The sequence below is a fragment of the Phormidesmis sp. 146-12 genome (genome assembly GCF_052939495.1).
Genome location: NZ_JBJPHS010000038.1, coordinates 1 through 16,656, shown reverse-complemented (window position 1 = coordinate 16,656; position 16,656 = coordinate 1). Strand labels below are relative to the sequence as shown.

At 48.9% G+C, this 16,656-nt stretch carries 12 protein-coding genes; 10 read left to right on the top strand and 2 right to left on the bottom strand.

The window, feature by feature from the left end:
• Window positions 1-170: 170 nt before the first annotated feature.
• The 5 genes from ACKFKF_RS16980 to ACKFKF_RS16960 all read left to right on the top strand — a co-directional run bounded on the left by ACKFKF_RS16980 (window position 171) and on the right by ACKFKF_RS16960 (window position 9,073).
• Entirely contained in the window at window positions 171-3,698 is a 3,528-nt protein-coding gene (locus tag ACKFKF_RS16980; protein WP_446868760.1) for a response regulator, read from the top strand.
• A 36-nt stretch (window positions 3,699-3,734) separates the two neighbouring features.
• Window positions 3,735-4,097, top strand: a complete 363-nt coding sequence (locus ACKFKF_RS16975) for a response regulator (RefSeq protein ID WP_446868759.1) — start codon at window positions 3,735-3,737, stop codon at window positions 4,095-4,097.
• Window positions 4,098-4,102: 5 nt separating this feature from the next.
• Window positions 4,103-6,031, top strand: coding sequence for a sensor histidine kinase (locus ACKFKF_RS16970; protein WP_446868758.1), 1,929 nt, complete (start codon window positions 4,103-4,105; stop codon window positions 6,029-6,031).
• Between the two features lie 473 nt (window positions 6,032-6,504).
• Complete coding sequence (locus ACKFKF_RS16965) at window positions 6,505-7,701, top strand: ATP-binding protein (RefSeq protein WP_446868757.1); 1,197 nt, start codon at window positions 6,505-6,507, stop codon at window positions 7,699-7,701.
• Between the two features lie 316 nt (window positions 7,702-8,017).
• Window positions 8,018-9,073 (top strand): adenylate/guanylate cyclase domain-containing protein, encoded by a 1,056-nt coding sequence (locus ACKFKF_RS16960; protein WP_446858157.1) that lies wholly within the window; start codon window positions 8,018-8,020, stop codon window positions 9,071-9,073.
• A gap of 294 nt (window positions 9,074-9,367) precedes the next feature.
• Here the strand turns inward: ACKFKF_RS16960 and tpiA are convergent, their stop codons facing one another.
• On the bottom strand, window positions 9,368-10,093 hold the full coding sequence (gene tpiA / locus ACKFKF_RS16955; RefSeq protein ID WP_446868756.1) for a triose-phosphate isomerase: 726 nt from the start codon (window positions 10,091-10,093) through the stop codon (window positions 9,368-9,370).
• Between the two features lie 315 nt (window positions 10,094-10,408).
• On the opposite strand from tpiA, the gene ACKFKF_RS16950 reads away from it, so the two are divergent.
• The 3 genes from ACKFKF_RS16950 (at window position 10,409) to ACKFKF_RS16940 (ending at window position 12,926) form a co-directional block, all read left to right on the top strand.
• Window positions 10,409-10,927, top strand: coding sequence for a nucleoside deaminase (locus ACKFKF_RS16950; RefSeq protein ID WP_446868755.1), 519 nt, complete (start codon window positions 10,409-10,411; stop codon window positions 10,925-10,927).
• A gap of 378 nt (window positions 10,928-11,305) precedes the next feature.
• Window positions 11,306-12,265, top strand: a complete 960-nt coding sequence (locus ACKFKF_RS16945; protein ID WP_446868754.1) for an orange carotenoid-binding protein — start codon at window positions 11,306-11,308, stop codon at window positions 12,263-12,265.
• A gap of 334 nt (window positions 12,266-12,599) precedes the next feature.
• The gene (locus tag ACKFKF_RS16940; RefSeq protein WP_446868753.1) at window positions 12,600-12,926 is read left to right on the top strand and encodes a hypothetical protein; all 327 of its coding nucleotides are present in this window, start codon (window positions 12,600-12,602) and stop codon (window positions 12,924-12,926) included.
• Window positions 12,927-13,054: 128 nt separating this feature from the next.
• Here the strand turns inward: ACKFKF_RS16940 and ACKFKF_RS16935 are convergent, their stop codons facing one another.
• Window positions 13,055-13,921, bottom strand: a complete 867-nt coding sequence (locus ACKFKF_RS16935; RefSeq protein WP_446868752.1) for a hypothetical protein — start codon at window positions 13,919-13,921, stop codon at window positions 13,055-13,057.
• A 58-nt stretch (window positions 13,922-13,979) separates the two neighbouring features.
• On the opposite strand from ACKFKF_RS16935, the gene rlmD reads away from it, so the two are divergent.
• Window positions 13,980-15,380, top strand: a complete 1,401-nt coding sequence (gene rlmD / locus ACKFKF_RS16930) for a 23S rRNA (uracil(1939)-C(5))-methyltransferase RlmD (protein ID WP_446868751.1) — start codon at window positions 13,980-13,982, stop codon at window positions 15,378-15,380.
• Between the two features lie 114 nt (window positions 15,381-15,494).
• Complete coding sequence (gene lpxD, locus ACKFKF_RS16925) at window positions 15,495-16,565, top strand: UDP-3-O-(3-hydroxymyristoyl)glucosamine N-acyltransferase (protein ID WP_446868749.1); 1,071 nt, start codon at window positions 15,495-15,497, stop codon at window positions 16,563-16,565.
• Window positions 16,566-16,656: the final 91 nt, after the last annotated feature.

Below are 16,656 nucleotides of genomic sequence, written 5' to 3'. Positions count from 1 at the left end.
TCAACCGCTTCAGTCATAAAGAATACATTAGTTCCTGACGACTTCCGGATTTTTCTACACAGGCTTGATTGATCTGGTAGGGCTTGGTGAGGGCGAGGAGGTTGCCCCAGGGAGCCAGGTTGTCGTCAAAAAGACGAAAGCGAAGACTCTGAAAGTTTGAGGAGACCAGCGTGAAAAAAAACGGACTCAAACAGTGGCTCGGACAAGTCAGCCTGGTGACGTTGTTAGCAACCTTCACGTTGCCGCTTGCGGTCGTCGTTCAACAATTGGTCGCCGAAATTGATGTCGAAATTCGCTTTACTCAAAACGAGAAACATGGGCTGGAATACAATAAAGCACTGAGGAAACTGTTAGAAAATGCCATCCAATATCGCAGGTTGGCTAATCTTTATCTATCGGGTAATGCCAGTGATGAAGAGACATTATTAGCCAGTCAACGAGCGATCGCCGCTAACATTCAAGCCATTGATATCGTCGATCGTCGGTTAGGAAAAACGCTTAAGACGACTAAAAACTGGACTGCAATTAAGCAAGATTGGGCATCCCTTAAAGCAGAAGAGTTAACCACTGAAAGAAGCTTTGTGCGTCATACGGCTCTGATCGAAAGCATTCTGGCTCAAATTACGCATGTAGGGGACACCTCTAACATGATTCTTGACCCTAATTTAGATGCTTATTATCTGCTAGATGCGCTGATTACCAAACTACCGTCTGCGGTCGAAAAGACCGCCCAAGCAAAAGAATTTGGCACAGAAGTCGCAGCGCGTCAAAAAATTACCTTGAGTGAAGAAGCCCAAATGACGGTCTTTAATTACTCAATTAATACGCCCATGAGCGCGATCGCCAGAGGGACTCAAGTCATTTTTGAATACAACCCCCAAGTGCGGGCAGCTTTACAAACCTCAGTGCGAACTAGCCTCAGCAGCACCAACGATTTTCTACAACTTATTCACGAAGATACACTGCAAACAATTTCGTCGGAATCGATTGATTACTCAGGCGTTGGGAGTCAGGCGATCGCGGATCAGTTCAGGCTTTATGATGCGATGGTGCCCGCTACAGATCAGCTCTTACAAATCCGTCTAGATGACTATGTTTGGCGAAAATATCGAGCGATCGCGTTCACCTCGTTGGTGTTAGTTGCGGTGACTGTCATCTATGGGGCGCTCACTCGAAATTGGCAAAAAAGACAGCAAGTAGAGCAGCGATTGAGAGTGCAATATACGACGACAAAAGCAGTTTCAGAATCAGAAAATCTAGACGAAGCAACCTCCGAAATTTTGCAGACAATCTGTGAAAATCTTAACTGGGAACTGGGCGAACTCTGGACGATCGACCCGACCAGCCAGATGATGCGCTTGGTGAAATGCTGGTGTCGATCGCAAACCAAAGTCGCCGATTTTGCGGCCCACAGTCAATCTAATAGCTTCGCGATGGGAGTGGGTTTGATTGGGCGAGTTTGGGCAGCGACAAAACCAATTTGGATTAGCGATCTCAATCAAGAACCTGGCTTCTTTTTACCCGGAGGGTTGGCTACAAAAGCAAATTTGCACAGTGCCTTCGGCTTCCCAATTTTGCAGGGCGATCGCTTCGAGGTACCCACAAAGGGTCGAGTTATTGCAGTCATGGTTTTTTTTAGTACAGAGTTTCGTCAATTAGATCCAGAAATGCTGCAAATGATTGCCACGGTCGGCACTCAAATCGGCCAGTTTATGCAGCGCAAACAAGTTGAAATTGCCGTACGCCATGCCGAAGAACAATATCGCAGCATTTTTGAAAACTCGACCGAAGGCATCTTTCAAACAACCCCCACTGGCGAATATCTGAGCGTCAACCCGGCTCTCGTTCGCATTTATGGCTATCAGTCACCAGAGGAGTTGATCAGCCATTTGTCTAACAGTAACCAGCGGTATGTAGACCCCGATCGCCACGCCGACTTTGTGCAACTGATCAATCGGGACGATCGCATTGCCGATTTTGAATCTCAAGTCTATCGACAAGACGGCAGCGTGGTCTGGATCAGCGAAAGTGCGGTTGCAGTCCGTGATCACGATGGCAGCCTCTTGTTTTATGTCGGAACCGTACAGGACATCGACGATCGTAAGCGCACCGCCCAAGAACTCTACAACGCCAAAGAAGCGGCCGAGACGGCCAGCCAGTCCAAGAGCCAGTTTTTGGCCAACATGAGCCACGAACTTCGCACCCCCTTGAATGCGATCATTGGCTACAGCGAGATGCTGCAAGAAGACGCGGCGGATCTGGGCGTGACAGAAATTTTGCCCGACTTAGATAAGATTCGCGGCGCAGGCAAACATCTATTGGACTTGATCAACGACATTCTCGACATCTCCAAAATCGAAGCAGGCAAAATGGATCTCTTTTTAGAGACCTTTGAAGTGTCCCTGCTGATTCGAGACATCGAAACCACGATCGAACCCCTGATCGCCAAACACAACAACACGCTACAAGTTTCCTACCCTGACGACATCGGAAAAATGTATGCCGACGTAACCAAAGTTCGACAAGTCCTCTTCAACCTCCTCAGCAACGCCGCCAAATTCACCGAAAACGGCACCATCACCCTCACCATTGAGCAAAGCAGCCCATTCCCCAGTTCCCTCCTCCCTCCTCCCTCCTCCCTCCTCCCTCCTCCCTCCCTCCTCTTCCACGTCTCCGACACTGGAATTGGCATCACCCCAGAGCAAGCAAACCGACTATTTCAAGCATTCACTCAAGCAGACACCTCCACCACGCGCAAATACGGCGGCACCGGGTTAGGACTGGCCCTCAGTCAGCGATTTTGTCAATTGATGGGCGGCGACATTACCGTGACCAGTGAGATTGGCAAAGGGTCAATCTTCACGGTGCAATTACCGATCGCTGTTCTTGATCGCAAACTGGCTCCCCCTCCAGACTCCCTCGTACCTTTTTTAGATGCGACAGGTGAACCCTGCTTCACTGTTTTGGTGATCGACGACGACGTAGCCACTCAAGAGTTAATGGTGCGCGCTCTGACCAAAGAAGGCTTTCGCGTAGAGACAGCCTCGACGGGAGAAGAAGGCGTGAGGCGATCGATCGAGCTGCGTCCTGATGCGATTACGCTGGATGTGTTGATGCCCAAAATGGACGGCTGGGCCGTCTTGTCCGCCCTCAAAGCCAACCCAGACGTGGCAGATATTCCCGTCGTCGTCTTAACGATCGTCGATGACAAAAATTTAGGATTTGCGTTGGGCGCGTCTGACTATTTGACCAAGCCGATCGACTACAAACGACTGTTAGCCATTCTCAGCAAATATCGCCCTGCCGACCCCCACACCGGACAAGTCCTGATTGTCGAAGACGACCTCGCAACTCGCGAATTATTTCAGCGCACCCTCGCCAAAGCAGGCTGGACAGGCATCGTCGCCCCCAATGGCAAAGTCGCCCTCACCTGCCTGTCTCAACAAAAACCCGACCTGATCCTGCTGGATTTGATGATGCCAGAGATGAATGGCTTCGAGTTTATTACCAAACTGCGGCAGGTGGCCGAGTGGCGATCGATTCCTGTAATTGTCGTAACGGCCATGACGCTCACGCCAGCCGATCGGGCCCAACTCAGCGGCGATGTCGAACAAATTTTGCAGAAAGGAGCCTATACCCGTGACGATCTGCTGCAAGAAGTCCGAGAAACGTTAACCAGTTTGGACAAACGGCCGTAGCCCCAGCCCGCTTAAAATTGCTCTAATCAGTCAGCCATGCCTAAAATTCTTTTAGTCGAAGATAACGAAATCAACCGCGATATGCTGTCCCGTCGGCTGTCTCGGCGCGGATTTGAAGTGGTCAGCGCGATCGATGGTGAGCAGGGAATTAAGGTTGCTCAGGCTGAGTTACCAGACTTGATTTTGATGGACATGAGTTTGCCCGTCTTAGACGGTTGGGAGGCGACTCGCCAGATCAAGTCCGTGACGGCGACTCAGCAGATTCCGATTATTGCGCTGACGGCCCATGCGATGTCGGGCGATCGCGAAAAGTGTTTGGAGGCGGGATGCGACGACTACGACACCAAGCCTGTAGAACTGCCGCGACTGCTCGAAAAAATTCAGACCCTTCTCGGATAGACCGCATGATGAAACTAGGAAAGAGCAATTTTCTCACGCTGCGGAGAAGAACCTTACTGATTATTGGTGTGACGTTGGTCAGTTTGAATGCGGCCATCTATACGGTTGCCTCGACGCTGCTGTTGGGCAGTTCTAATCGTGCCGAAGACCAGGACACGCGCCAGATGATGAAGGGCGTTTTGAATGTTTTTAACCAAAGTTTGGAGCAGTTCAACGCAAATTTTGCTGATTGGTCATCCTGGGACGATGCCGCCAAATTTATTCGCGATGGCAATTCAGAATTTATTCGCACTAATTTGATTGATCCGCAGTTAGCCATGCTGCAAGTCAACCTGATTTTATTTATCGATCGCTCCGGCAAGATCGTGTTTGGCACTGGATTTGATTTACAAGAGGGGCAAAGAGTTCCCATTCCCCAGGGCGTAAAACAGCACATTGCAATCGGCGATCGCCTGCTCCAACATGCCACGCCTCAAAGTACGACCACGGGCATTCTCATGCTGCCAGAGGGGCCGATGATGGTGGCTTCTCGCCCGATCGTCAACAGCGCAGGTAAGGGGCCCATTTTGGGCAGTTTGATTGTCGGTCGCTATGTGCGAGAAGAAGACGTAAGTCAGTTGACCCGATCGCTGCAAGTGCCCCTAACCGTGCAGCCACTTTTGGATCGCAAAATGCCGATCGAATTTTTTAGCCCGTCTGCGATGAGACTCGAAAATGCCACCGTCACGGTGCGCCCAATCAATGAGAAAACGATCGCGGGATCTGCGTTGCTCAGAGATATTTACGGCAAGCCCGCCATCATTTTACAGGTGCAAAATCCTAGAGAAATTTATCAGCAGGGCAAGGAAGCGATTCGATTTTTGAGTTTGCTGATTGTTGTCGTGGGCTTTGTGTTTGGGGGGGTGACGCTGCTGCTGTTAGAAAAGCTGGTTTTGTCGAGACTATCGCGCCTGAGTGACGAAGTGGCAGAAATTGGGGAAAGTGGCAATCTATCGCTGCGAGTTTCTGCCCCTGGCAAAGACGAGCTTTCTAATCTGGGCACTACGATCAACATTATGTTAGGCGTATTAGAGCAATACGAACAAGAACTCCAGAAATCAACCAGCGAGATTCAACAGGCCAAAGAAATTGCAGAGCAAGCAAACTGGGCCAAGAGTCAGTTTTTGGCTAACATGAGTCACGAGTTACGCACGCCGATGAATGCAATTCTGGGATACAGTGAAATGCTGCAAGAAGAAGCGATCGATTGCGGACAAGATAGTTTAGTTCCAGATCTACAAAAAATTAACAGCGCTGGCAGGCATTTGTTGAGATTGATCAATGACATTCTCGATCTCTCTAAAATTGAAGCTGGAAAGATGGATTTATACCTCGAAAGTTTTGAAGTTCATCCTCTGATTCAAGAAGTATCTAGCACAATTCAGCCGCTCGTTGAGCAAAACGGCAATGTCTTGATTGTTCACTGTGCTGACAATGTGGGCTGTCTCTATGCTGACCTGACCAAGACGCGCCAAAATTTATATAACTTGCTGAGTAATGCCTGTAAATTTACGGCTCAAGGCACGATCGCGCTGACGGTCGAAAAAGGCGCTGGGGCGGGTAATTCTCACCCCTCACCTTCCAAGGCTGATGCGTCACTCAAACCTCAATCGTTTATCATATTTCGCATTTCTGATACTGGAATTGGCATGACAGCAGAGCAGATAGAGAGAGTGTTTCAGGCGTTTACGCAGGCAGACGCATCGACGACTCGCAAATATGGCGGCACCGGGTTGGGATTAGCGATCGCCCAAAGATTTTGTCAAATCATGGGGGGCACGATCGCCGTCGAAAGTGAATATGGCAAAGGGTCAACCTTCACAATGTATCTGCCAGTCGGTCAAGACCCCAAAATTTCACTGTCCGCAACACGAGAGAAAATGCAGTCGCTCTAAATCAAACAACACAGCTTGCATCGATCGCGGTTAGTTTGAGAATTGCTAGAGAAAACACTGAAATATCGGCTAGATGACCAACGAAGCCGTTAAAAGTAATCACAAACGGGAATAACTAACTGAGCGGGACTGAAGATAGACCTTAGACGTTAGACCAAACATAAATTCGCTGAATTCGATAAATGTATTCGCTGCGTTTTTCCACTAGGAAACGCCCCCTAAATCCCCTACCAATGAGGAACTTTGAGCTAGAATTCTCCTCTTAAAGTCCCCCAGAATTGGGAGATTGGGGGGCAAAAGATTTGATCGACGAAGCGAAAAAACTTGATCTCTTCGAGTTACCCGTAAGGGGTCGAACCAACGCTAGACCAAAGACCAAACATTAAAGTCCAACGTCCAACGTCTAAAGTCTAAAGTCCCGGCTACAACCCCGACTACTGCCGTTAAAAACACGCATAACCCTGGATCGAACCATGAGCGATACCCTATGGATCATCAGCAGTGCCAGCCTTGTTTTCTTGGTGCAGGCTACTTTCTTATGTTTAGAATCTGGGCTGATGCGCCATCCAAAGTATCGGAGCGCCTTCAAAAAATTGACCGATTTTAGCAGTTCCGTGCTGTTTTTTTGGGCGGGTCATGGACTAATGTTTGGCGCTTTGATGGGATTGGTTTTGCTCACGGGCAAGTCATCTTTAAGCAGCGGTCTGGCCGTATTGACGGGGGCGATCGGGACTCATCTCATTCATCGATTCACAGCCTTACGGGGCACGGTTCACTCTGATCTAGACGCTGAAACTTCCTGTACCCAAATGTTTCAAGAGATCGCCCAGCGCAAACAAATCGAACAAGAACTGCAAGCCGCCAAAGAAAAAGCCGAAGCCGCCAACCGCACCAAAAGTCAGTTTTTGGCCAACATGAGTCACGAACTTCGCACACCCATGAATGCGATCATTGGCTACAGCGAAATGCTTCAAGAAGACGCGATCGAACGCCAACAAACTGAGTTTCTCCCCGACCTTCAGAGAATTCACGCCGCCGGAAACCATCTCCTGGGACTGATCAACGACATTTTAGACCTCTCCAAAATCGAAGCAGGCAAAACCGAGTTATTTGTAGAAAGCTTCGATGTCGCCCAACTGATCCAAGAAGTCGCCTACACCGTCAAGCCGCTAATTACCCAAAATCACAATCAGCTAATTGTTTGCTGCCCAGAGGCGATCGGTTCTCTCAACGCAGATCTGACCAAAGTTCGGCAAGTTCTCTTCAACCTCCTCAGCAACGCCGCCAAATTTACCGAAAACGGCACCATCACCCTCACCGTTGAGCAAAGCAGCCCATTCCCCAGTTCCTCCCTCCTCCTTCCTCCCTCCTCCCTCCTCTTCCGCATCTCTGATACCGGAATCGGCATGACCCCCGACCAGTCCACCACCCTGTTTGACCCCTTCACGCAAGCGGACACCTCAACCACCCGCAAATATGGCGGCACCGGACTGGGACTGGCCATCTCTCGTCACTTTGTCCGTATGATGGGCGGCGATATTTTTGTCGAGAGCGCTCTAGACCAGGGATCGACCTTCACCGTCTCACTCCCGATCGTCGCTTCAGAATTTTTGCTCGATCACGATGGCCCAATTAACGGAGACTCGATCACGCTTTGTGCGTCGCTCTGAAATTTTCTAAATCCCCCGATAAGGGCAGATTTTGAACCAGGAATCTTAAAGCCCCCAAAAATTGGCAGCTTGGGGAGCAAAAGCCTTCAACACCAGAGCTAAGAAACTTTACCAACCTTAATTAGCGCTCTCTAGAAAATTTTCCAGAAACCCATTTATCTTCGTGAAAAACGACTCAGGACAATCAGTTAGCGAATCTTGATTTTTTGAAGGGCAAAAAGCAGAAGGCATAGAATAATGAAACTAAGCTTGTAATCTAAGCGACGGGTTAGGTCAGATTGTGCAACTCGATGCAGCAGTAGAGCGGAACAGTGGAATGAGTGACGAACAGGGAACTGTGCTGATTGTGGACGATATTGAGACAAACCGCGATTTGCTCTCTCGTCGATTGAAGAAGCAAGGGCACACGATCGTAATGGCCGAAAACGGACAGCAAGCGCTATGTCTTCTACAGGAGCAGTCTGTCGATGTCGTGTTGCTCGATATTATGATGCCGCAAATGAATGGCTACGAGGTTTTAGAGCATCTCAAAGCCAATCCTGCCCTGCGCCATATTCCCGTGATCATGATTTCTGCATTAAACGATATTGAAAGCGTGGCGCGCTGCATTGAGCTAGGGGCCGAAGATTATTTGTTTAAGCCGTTTAACCCGACGTTGCTCAAAGCTCGGATCGGGGCCTGCCTCGAAAAAAAGCGGCTGCGCGACCAGGAGCAAGCTTATCTAAAACGTCTGCAAGAAGAACAAGAAAAGTCAGAACGCTTGCTGTTAAGCATTTTGCCCAAGTCGGTCGCCGAACAACTGAAACAAAGCTCCAGCACGATCGCTGACACCTTCCCCGAAGCGACGGTTCTGTTTGCGGATATTGTTGGATTCACGCAGCTTTCGACTCAGCGATCGGCGATCGAGATTGTCACTTTACTCAATAAGATCTTTTCTGCCTTTGACCAACTGGCGGATTTGCACGGCTTAGAAAAAATCAAAACGATCGGCGATGCTTACATGGTGGTTGGTGGACTGCCTACGCCCAATGAGTTTCATGCGGCTGCAATCGCAGCAATGGCGCTGGACATGCAGATTGCGATCGCCGACTTTAATCAAGAAACGGGCGAGTCTTTTAGAATGCGAATTGGCATTAGTACCGGGCCGGTCGTCGCTGGCGTGATTGGCACTCGCAAATTTATCTACGATCTGTGGGGCGACACCGTAAACATGGCCAGCCGCATGGAGTCGCAAGGCTCGGCCGGATGCATTCAAGTCACCGCTTCGACCTACGATCGTCTGTTCGATAAATACTGGTTTGAAGAGAGAGGGGCGATCGAGGTGCGCGGCAAAGGCGAAATGATCACCTACTGGCTCAGGGGCAAAAAGTAAATTTAAGGCAACCCTTTTGACATCCAGCCTGTAAATTTAACGTCAGTTCGATGAACGCTTCGCTTCGCTTTTAGATCCAGGAACGCCCCCTAAATCCCCCACGAGTGAGGGACTTTGAACCAGAATTCCTCTCTTAAAGTCCCCCAAATTGGGGGGTTGGGGGGCAAAAGCCGTGAACAACGAAGCGGAAAACCTCTCATCGAATTCACGTAAATTTAACAACTTAAAATGGGTGCGTTTTGCATGGCTCAACACACTCTACCGATCACGTTGGGCAACCACGGGGCATTGACCCTACTTAAAATTGGCAATTCGGGCAAACCCTTTGGCATCGAGGCTGGCTCCGCCGACCAGAACACCATCGATTTCAGGTTGGGTCATGATTTCGTCGATGTTGTCGGGTTTGACCGAGCCGCCGTATTGAATGGTGACGTGGGGGTTGGTGAGTTTGCTGCGGATCAGTCCGATGACGCGGTTGGCTTCACTAGAGGCGCAAGTATCTCCGGTGCCGATCGCCCAGATCGGTTCATACGCGATCACCAGATTGTACTGGTTGACCTCTATCAGTCCTTTCTCAAGCTGACTAAAGATGTGAGATTCGGTGTCGTTTGCGTCGCGCTGCTGTTTGGTTTCTCCGACACACAAAATCGGGGTGAGTCCTGCTTTTTGAGCGGCTTTGATACGAAGATTCACCGTTTCGTCAGTTTCGCCAAAATATTGACGGCGTTCGCTGTGACCGATGACGACAAATCGCGTTCCTAGCTCGGTCAGCATGGAGCCAGAAATCTCGCCCGTGTATGCGCCTGCGGTTTCCCAATGGACATTCTGTGCGCCAATCTGGATGCGGCTACCATGCAGGCTTCTTGACAAAATCTCCAGATCGGTGAAAGGGACACACAGCACAATGTCTCGATCGTCTGGAATCGTCTCTAGCTCAGAAGTAAAGCCTTGCAAAAACTCTAGGGCTTCTGCCTGAGTTTTATACATTTTCCAGTTGCCAGCAATTACAATTTTTCGCACAGGTCGTCAGGTTAAAAGATCATTTATTGCATCATTTAGTCTACGGCTTTGGGGGATCACTTTTGCAAATCTGGCTAGAAGAAGCTAAGACTACGGTGTACACACAAGTCATTAATTGTCTCCGTTTGAGCCGGCTTCTGCCCCCTAAATCCCCCACGAGTGAGGGACTTTGAAATCTTGAGAAGTTTCTCTGCCTTCTAGAAGCCTTTCTTTCTCAAAGTCCCCCAGACTGGGGGATTTAGGGGGCGAAGCCTATCGCCAACCACAGATCGACCAACTTGTGTGTACACGGTAGAAGAAGCTAAGGAGAGCCGTTTGAGACATCTAGATGAACCGACACGAGAACAGATGATTCGACATTTGCGGCGATCGCACCAAATCGCCCTTCGCGCTCGTCAGTTTGGGCACCATCCGTTTGGGTCAATTCTGGTGGCTCCTGATCACGAAACGGTGCTATTTGAGCAGGGCAACGTCGATACGGTGAATCATGCTGAATCGGTGCTAATTCGCACAGCCTGGATGAATTTTGATTCTGATTATCTATGGAACTGTACGCTTTACACGACAGCGGAACCCTGCGCTATGTGTGCCGGAACGCTCTATTGGGCAAACATCGGTCGCTTAGTCTACGGCATTTCTGAAGCGCGATTATTGGAGCTGACGGGCAATCATACTGAGAATCCGACATTAAATTTGCCCTGTCGATCGCTCTTTGAGCAAGGTCAAAAGCCCATTAAAGTGTGGGGGCCGATTCTTGAAGTTGAGGCAGAAATTGTGCAGGTGCATCAAGAGTTTTGGCAGGCCGCAAGCTCCCCTGATTCAGCTTTCTCTTGAAATGATGTGAATGCGATCGACAACCTCGCTACAGTCTACAGCGATCGAGTTGAGAACGCCTTCTAGATCAAGCTTGATCGAATTGATCTTAAAATCGCAGGGTGAATGACTCACTTAAACATTTGAAAAACATATGAACTCTATTCGATTAAGAAATGTATCTAAACTTAATTTCAAAATAAGAGATAAGTAATTCCAATGGAGCAATTCCTTTGCGCTTTGTGGCGTTTATCTATTTTGACCTTCTGAGATGAATATGGAAGGGTTTTAACTTTTGTAACGTTCTGTGATAATTTGATAACCGAGAGCAAAACAGTACTTCCAAAATGTCTTGCTTCGCCTTTGGTCAGTTGGAAACTTAATGAGGTAGCCTTTTTTATGGCGATTACTATTGACTCCGCTCGTGGCATTTTTCCCGGCACTTTGTCTGCTGATGCAGTGCCCGCATTAACCGCGCGATTCAACCAACTTAGCGCTGAAGATCAATTGGCATGGACTTGGTTTGCATTTCTGGAAATGGGTAAAACGATCACCGTGGCGGCTCCCGGTGCAGCGAGTATGCAGTTTGCCGAAGGCATTCTTAACGATGTCAAGCAGATGACCTTTGAGCAACAAACTCAAGTCATGTGTGACCTGGCAAACCACGCAGACACCCCGATCTGCCGCACTTATGCTACTTGGTCGGCCAACATCAAATTAGGGTTCTGGGATCAGCTTGGGAAATGGATGGAGCAAGGCATCGTCGCTCCCATTCCGACGGGTTACCAGCTTTCTGCCAACGCAAAGGCCGTCTTAGAAACCCTCAAGTCCCTGGATCAAGGACAACAGATCACCGTTCTGCGAAACTCTGTCGTAGACATGGGATTTGATGCAGGTAAGCTCGGCAGCTACACCAGAGTTTCTGAGCCTGTCGTCGCACCCAAAGAACAGTCTCAACGTACCAAGGTCAACATTCAAGGTCTCAACAATCCAACCGTGTTGAGCTACATGAACAACCTGAACGCCAATGACTTTGACGAAATGATCAAGCTCTTTGTCGCAGACGGTGCGTTGCAGCCTCCCTTCCAGAGACCGATCGTGGGCAAAGATGCGATCCTGCGCTTCTTTAGAGAAGAGTGCCAAAACCTCCAGTTACTCCCAGAGCGCGGCGTGTCTGAACCCGCAGACGATGGCTACACTCAGGTAAAAGTCACGGGCAAAGTGCAAACTCCCTGGTTTGGGGCAGCCGTCGGCATGAATATGGCCTGGCGCTTTTTGCTCAATCCTGAAGGCAAAATTTTCTTTGTTGCTATTGACCTGTTAGCGTCTCCTAAAGAGCTTTTAAACCTGGTTCGCTAGGAAGCGCTTAAAGGCAAATCAACAGGATCGAGAACGATCGCAATGGGCGCTCTCTCAACCGGGGCGCTCAATTTTTCTAAGGATCGTGAATTGAATAAGATCGGTGATTGCCTGGTTGCTTCGCCCCCTAAATCCCCCATTCTGGGGGACTTTGAGAAAGCAGACATTCTAGAATTTAAGGCAGTTTCGCGGTTCAAAGTCCCCCAAATTTGGGGGATTTAGGGGGCAGAAGCCGAATCAAACGAAGCGAAACCGCGAGAATTACAGGTTGTTTAATTCACGATCCTAAGCATTTTTAACCCACCCTAAAACCGTACAAACTTTAGACTGGATCATGCAAGTGACTGAAGCCGAGTGGACTGACACCGAAAAAAAAGTAGCCAAAACTGTTTTTGATAAAGCATACAACCGAGAAGTGGAGGCTTTGCTAAAACAAGTTCAAGAACAAGCCAGCACGATCGTTGAGTTGAGTGATCTTTGGAAATTACACGATTTTTTGAGTGCTAAGAGACATGAAATTGACGGTAAATACGACTATCAATATTCCGTTCTACTTTTTGTGTTTGCTGGATTGGTCAAAGAAGGCTGGCTACATCTTACTGAATTAGAGGGATTAGCTCAAGACAAGCGATCAAAAGTGATTGCCCTATCGCGCATGTAGTCTGACCGAATGTAGAGAGCTTTGTATTTAGAGCTTTCAACTTTTTGCGGAGATTGGATGCTTTGCACTTTTCGAGGTTGCTGAGATTTCTCTTGATCTAGCGATCTTCTGATCTGACGATAAATCATTCAAACTGGCAGAGTTGTTACTTCATAGTGAACGGTTCCCAGCCAGGGCGCTTGGGGCAATTGATAGGGCTTAAATCTTACGGGATCTAGGCCCGATTTTTGAATGAGAAAGGTTAAAAAGTGCAGAGAACCTTGAAGAATATCAGCGCCGATCGTGCTCTCTTTCTCCGCCCATTCAATCTTGAGTTTTTGAGTAAAGATCTTATTCAACGACTTCAAAACTCCTGAATCTGGAGACAGTTCTAAATAAGCAAACACACAACTACGAATTTCGGCTTCTAACTTAGCAGGATTTTTTAATTGATTGCCTTCAACCACGCCCGCAAAGCGATATTTAATCAACAGTTTGATCTGCTCCGACAATGCTTTTTTATCGTATTGCAAAATCAGCGTTGACAGGGGGATTTGAGTATTTGAATTGATGATGGCTCCCATTACAAACGCCACCACATCCGCCGCATAATCAGAATTTGAAGCAAACCGATCGAGCGCTTCCCCCAAGTTCTTAAATTTTTCTGGAGTCGTGCGATAAAGCCCGATCGCTGACCCAATATCCCCAGCCCACGCCGTATGATCAGCCGTCCAGCGCGTAAAGTCTGACCAGCGTAGCCCCGGTTGATTAATTTGATCCGACAGCGAAGCAATTAGATGCCCAAGATCGGTCACTTCACCTGCTAAAGTAAGGTCTTGATTCAGCGTTCCTTCGATAAAAGCTTGCTCAAAACCAGTGGCGATTGTCCACATTTTTGTCGTGTAGCTAGGCTTGGTGTAGCCGCGCAAAATATTAGCAATTTCGTAAACAGACTTACCGGGATTTTGTCGCTCGATCGTTGCGATAAATTGCGAGACACTCGTTAGATCAGCCATATCTCAAAAAGAAACGCCACAATAGAGTTCGTCTATCTTACTTAACAGGACAATTTTTGTGCCCACTTCCCATCCCTCTGAAACAACCGACGCGACCAACCAGTGGCAGCAAGGAGAACTGGTCGAAGTCGAAATCACAGACCTCAGCGACAGTGGCGATGGCGTGGGTCGATTTGAGCAGCGCGTGGTTTTTGTGCCCGATACGGTGACGGGCGATCGTGTCTTAGTTCGTTTGATCCGAGTCAAGCCCCAGTATGCACAAGGCAAGGTACATGAGCTTCTCAACCCCTCACCACATCGGATTCGCCCCGGCTGCATTGTGGCCGACAAGTGTGGCGGCTGTCAGTGGCAACATGTCGATTATGACTATCAGCTACAAGCCAAACGCAATCATCTCGTGCAGGCATTAGAGCGACTGGGCGGCTTTCGCGAGATTGATATCAATCCTGTTCTCAATGTTTCTGAACCGCTGGGCTACCGCAACAAAGCTACTTATCCGCTGCGGCGCTCCTCCACTGGACAGGTGCAAGCGGGATACTACCAAAAAGGCAGCCATCAGATTGTCAATCTCAATCAGTGCCCGATTCAAGATCAGCGGTTGAATCCGTTGTTGTCAGAGGTCAAACAAGACCTGCAAACTCGCGGCTGGGGCATCTATGACGAAACGCTGCATCGCGGCAAAGTGCGTCATCTGGGTCTGAGAATTGGTCGCCACACGGGTGAAATTTTGCTGACGTTGGTCGCCAGAGATGCCAATCTAGAAGGGCTTGAAGAACAGGCGCAAACCTGGTTAACTCAACATCCCAATCTCGTGGGCGTATCGCTAAATCTGAACGCCGATCGCACCAACGCCATTTTTGGCAAAGAAACGAGAACGATCGCAGGTCAGTCTTATCTCAAAGAAGAGTTTGCGGGACTCAAGTTTCAGATTCTCCCTGACACCTTTTTTCAAGTCCACACTGAGCAAGCCGAAGCCCTACTGCAAGTGATTTTGAGCCAATTGGATCTTCAGGGTCACGAAATTGTCGTCGATGCCTACTGTGGAATTGGGACGCTTACCTTGCCGATCGCCAAAAAAGTCAAACAAGCGATCGGTCTCGAAGTCCAACCCGAAGCCGTCGAACAAGCTAAATTGAACGCCGAACTAAATCGATTGGAGAATGTCACGATCGAAACGGGCACCGTCGAAAAGATTCTGCCCTTGCTAGAAGTCCATCCTGACGTTGTTTTATTAGATCCTCCTCGTAGAGGCTGCGACCCAGCTGTAATCCAAACGCTGAGAGAGATGAAGCCCGAACGCATCGTCTACATTAGTTGCAATCCGGCTACTCTAGCCCGCGATCTCAAGATGCTCTGCGAATCAGGTGCTTACAAGCTTGAACGAGTCCAACCCGCAGATTTCTTCCCACAGACGGCTCACGTTGAGAGCGCTTCGTTTTTGAGAAAAAATGAAGGGTAACAGTTGACAGGATGAGTTCTAAATTAGGAATAGAAAAGATGAGCGGTGCAGTTTGCTAAAATCATCCACACTATTCGATATCACGAATTCATCCCTCATCCCTCCAACCCGTCTATGAAGTTTAGTGAAATTGTCGAAAGACTCAGTGCCTCTATCGTTTCACACAGCTTGTCGATCGCCCCTGACAACGATCCTGAGATTATAGGCGTGGCAGCGATCGATCAGGCAACTCCAGGCACAATTAGCTATGCCGACGGTCATAAGTTTGGCTCACAAATTGACACGACTGGAGCCAGCGTTCTGATTTTGCCGCCTGACGAAACGCTACAGGCCAAAGCCAACGATCGACACATTCCCTGGATTGCGACTCGTCAACCTCGATTGGTGTTTGCTCAGGCGATCGCGCTCTTTTATCAGCCGTTCAAACCTGCACCAGTCATTCACTCAACAGCCGTAATTGATCCATCGGCGCAAATTGGTAAAGAGGTGGCGATCGGGGCCCATGCCGTCATTCAGGCAGAAACTCAGATTGGGAATGGGGTGGTGATTCATCCCAATGTGGTGATTTATCCGGGGGCAACTGTGGGCGATCGTACCGTTCTTCATGCCAATTGTGTAATTCATGAGCGATCGCAGATTGGGGCAGACTGTGTAATTCATGCAGGAGCGGTGATTGGCTCCGAGGGATTTGGCTTTGTGCCGACTCGTGAAGGCTGGCTCAAAATGGAGCAGTCTGGCTACACCGTGTTAGAAGATGGCGTTGAGGTGGGCTGTAACTCGAATGTCGATCGTCCCTCAGTTGGTGAAACGCGCATTGGTCGCAATACCAAAATCGATAATCTGGTGCAAGTCGGTCATGGCGTGACGGTCGGAGAAGCCTGTGCGTTTGCGTCGGGATGTGGCATCGCAGGGGGGACGACGATCGGCAATCGGGTGATTCTCGCAGGACAGGTCGGAGTAGCGAATAACGCCAAAATGGGAGACGGTTCTGTCGCTTCTGCGAAAGCTGGAGTTCATAAAGATGTGCCACCGGGGATGACGGTTTCGGGCTACCCTGCGGTCGAACACAAGGTTTATCTCAAAGCCTCTGCGATGTATAGCCGTTTGTATGACATGTATCAGGCGATTCGACAAATTCAAAAACAGTTGGGAATTGAAGCGATCGGGCTAAAAGACAAAGAATAATCCTGTTGGAAGATAAGAGGTCAATCAACAGTGATTGATTTTCTCACAACTACTAACAATTGCTCATCTTTGAGAACTTGGAGCAACATCC

Coding starts and splice junctions, on each gene's coding strand:
- lpxD (WP_446868749.1), top strand. CDS start 15,495: ATGAAGTTTAGTGAAATTGTCGAAAGACTCAGTGCCTCTATCGTTTCA.
- ACKFKF_RS16965 (WP_446868757.1), top strand. CDS start 6,505: ATGAGCGATACCCTATGGATCATCAGCAGTGCCAGCCTTGTTTTCTTG.
- ACKFKF_RS16960 (WP_446858157.1), top strand. CDS start 8,018: ATGAGTGACGAACAGGGAACTGTGCTGATTGTGGACGATATTGAGACA.
- ACKFKF_RS16975 (WP_446868759.1), top strand. CDS start 3,735: ATGCCTAAAATTCTTTTAGTCGAAGATAACGAAATCAACCGCGATATG.
- ACKFKF_RS16935 (WP_446868752.1), bottom strand. CDS start 13,921: ATGGCTGATCTAACGAGTGTCTCGCAATTTATCGCAACGATCGAGCGA.
- ACKFKF_RS16970 (WP_446868758.1), top strand. CDS start 4,103: ATGATGAAACTAGGAAAGAGCAATTTTCTCACGCTGCGGAGAAGAACC.
- ACKFKF_RS16940 (WP_446868753.1), top strand. CDS start 12,600: ATGCAAGTGACTGAAGCCGAGTGGACTGACACCGAAAAAAAAGTAGCC.
- ACKFKF_RS16945 (WP_446868754.1), top strand. CDS start 11,306: ATGGCGATTACTATTGACTCCGCTCGTGGCATTTTTCCCGGCACTTTG.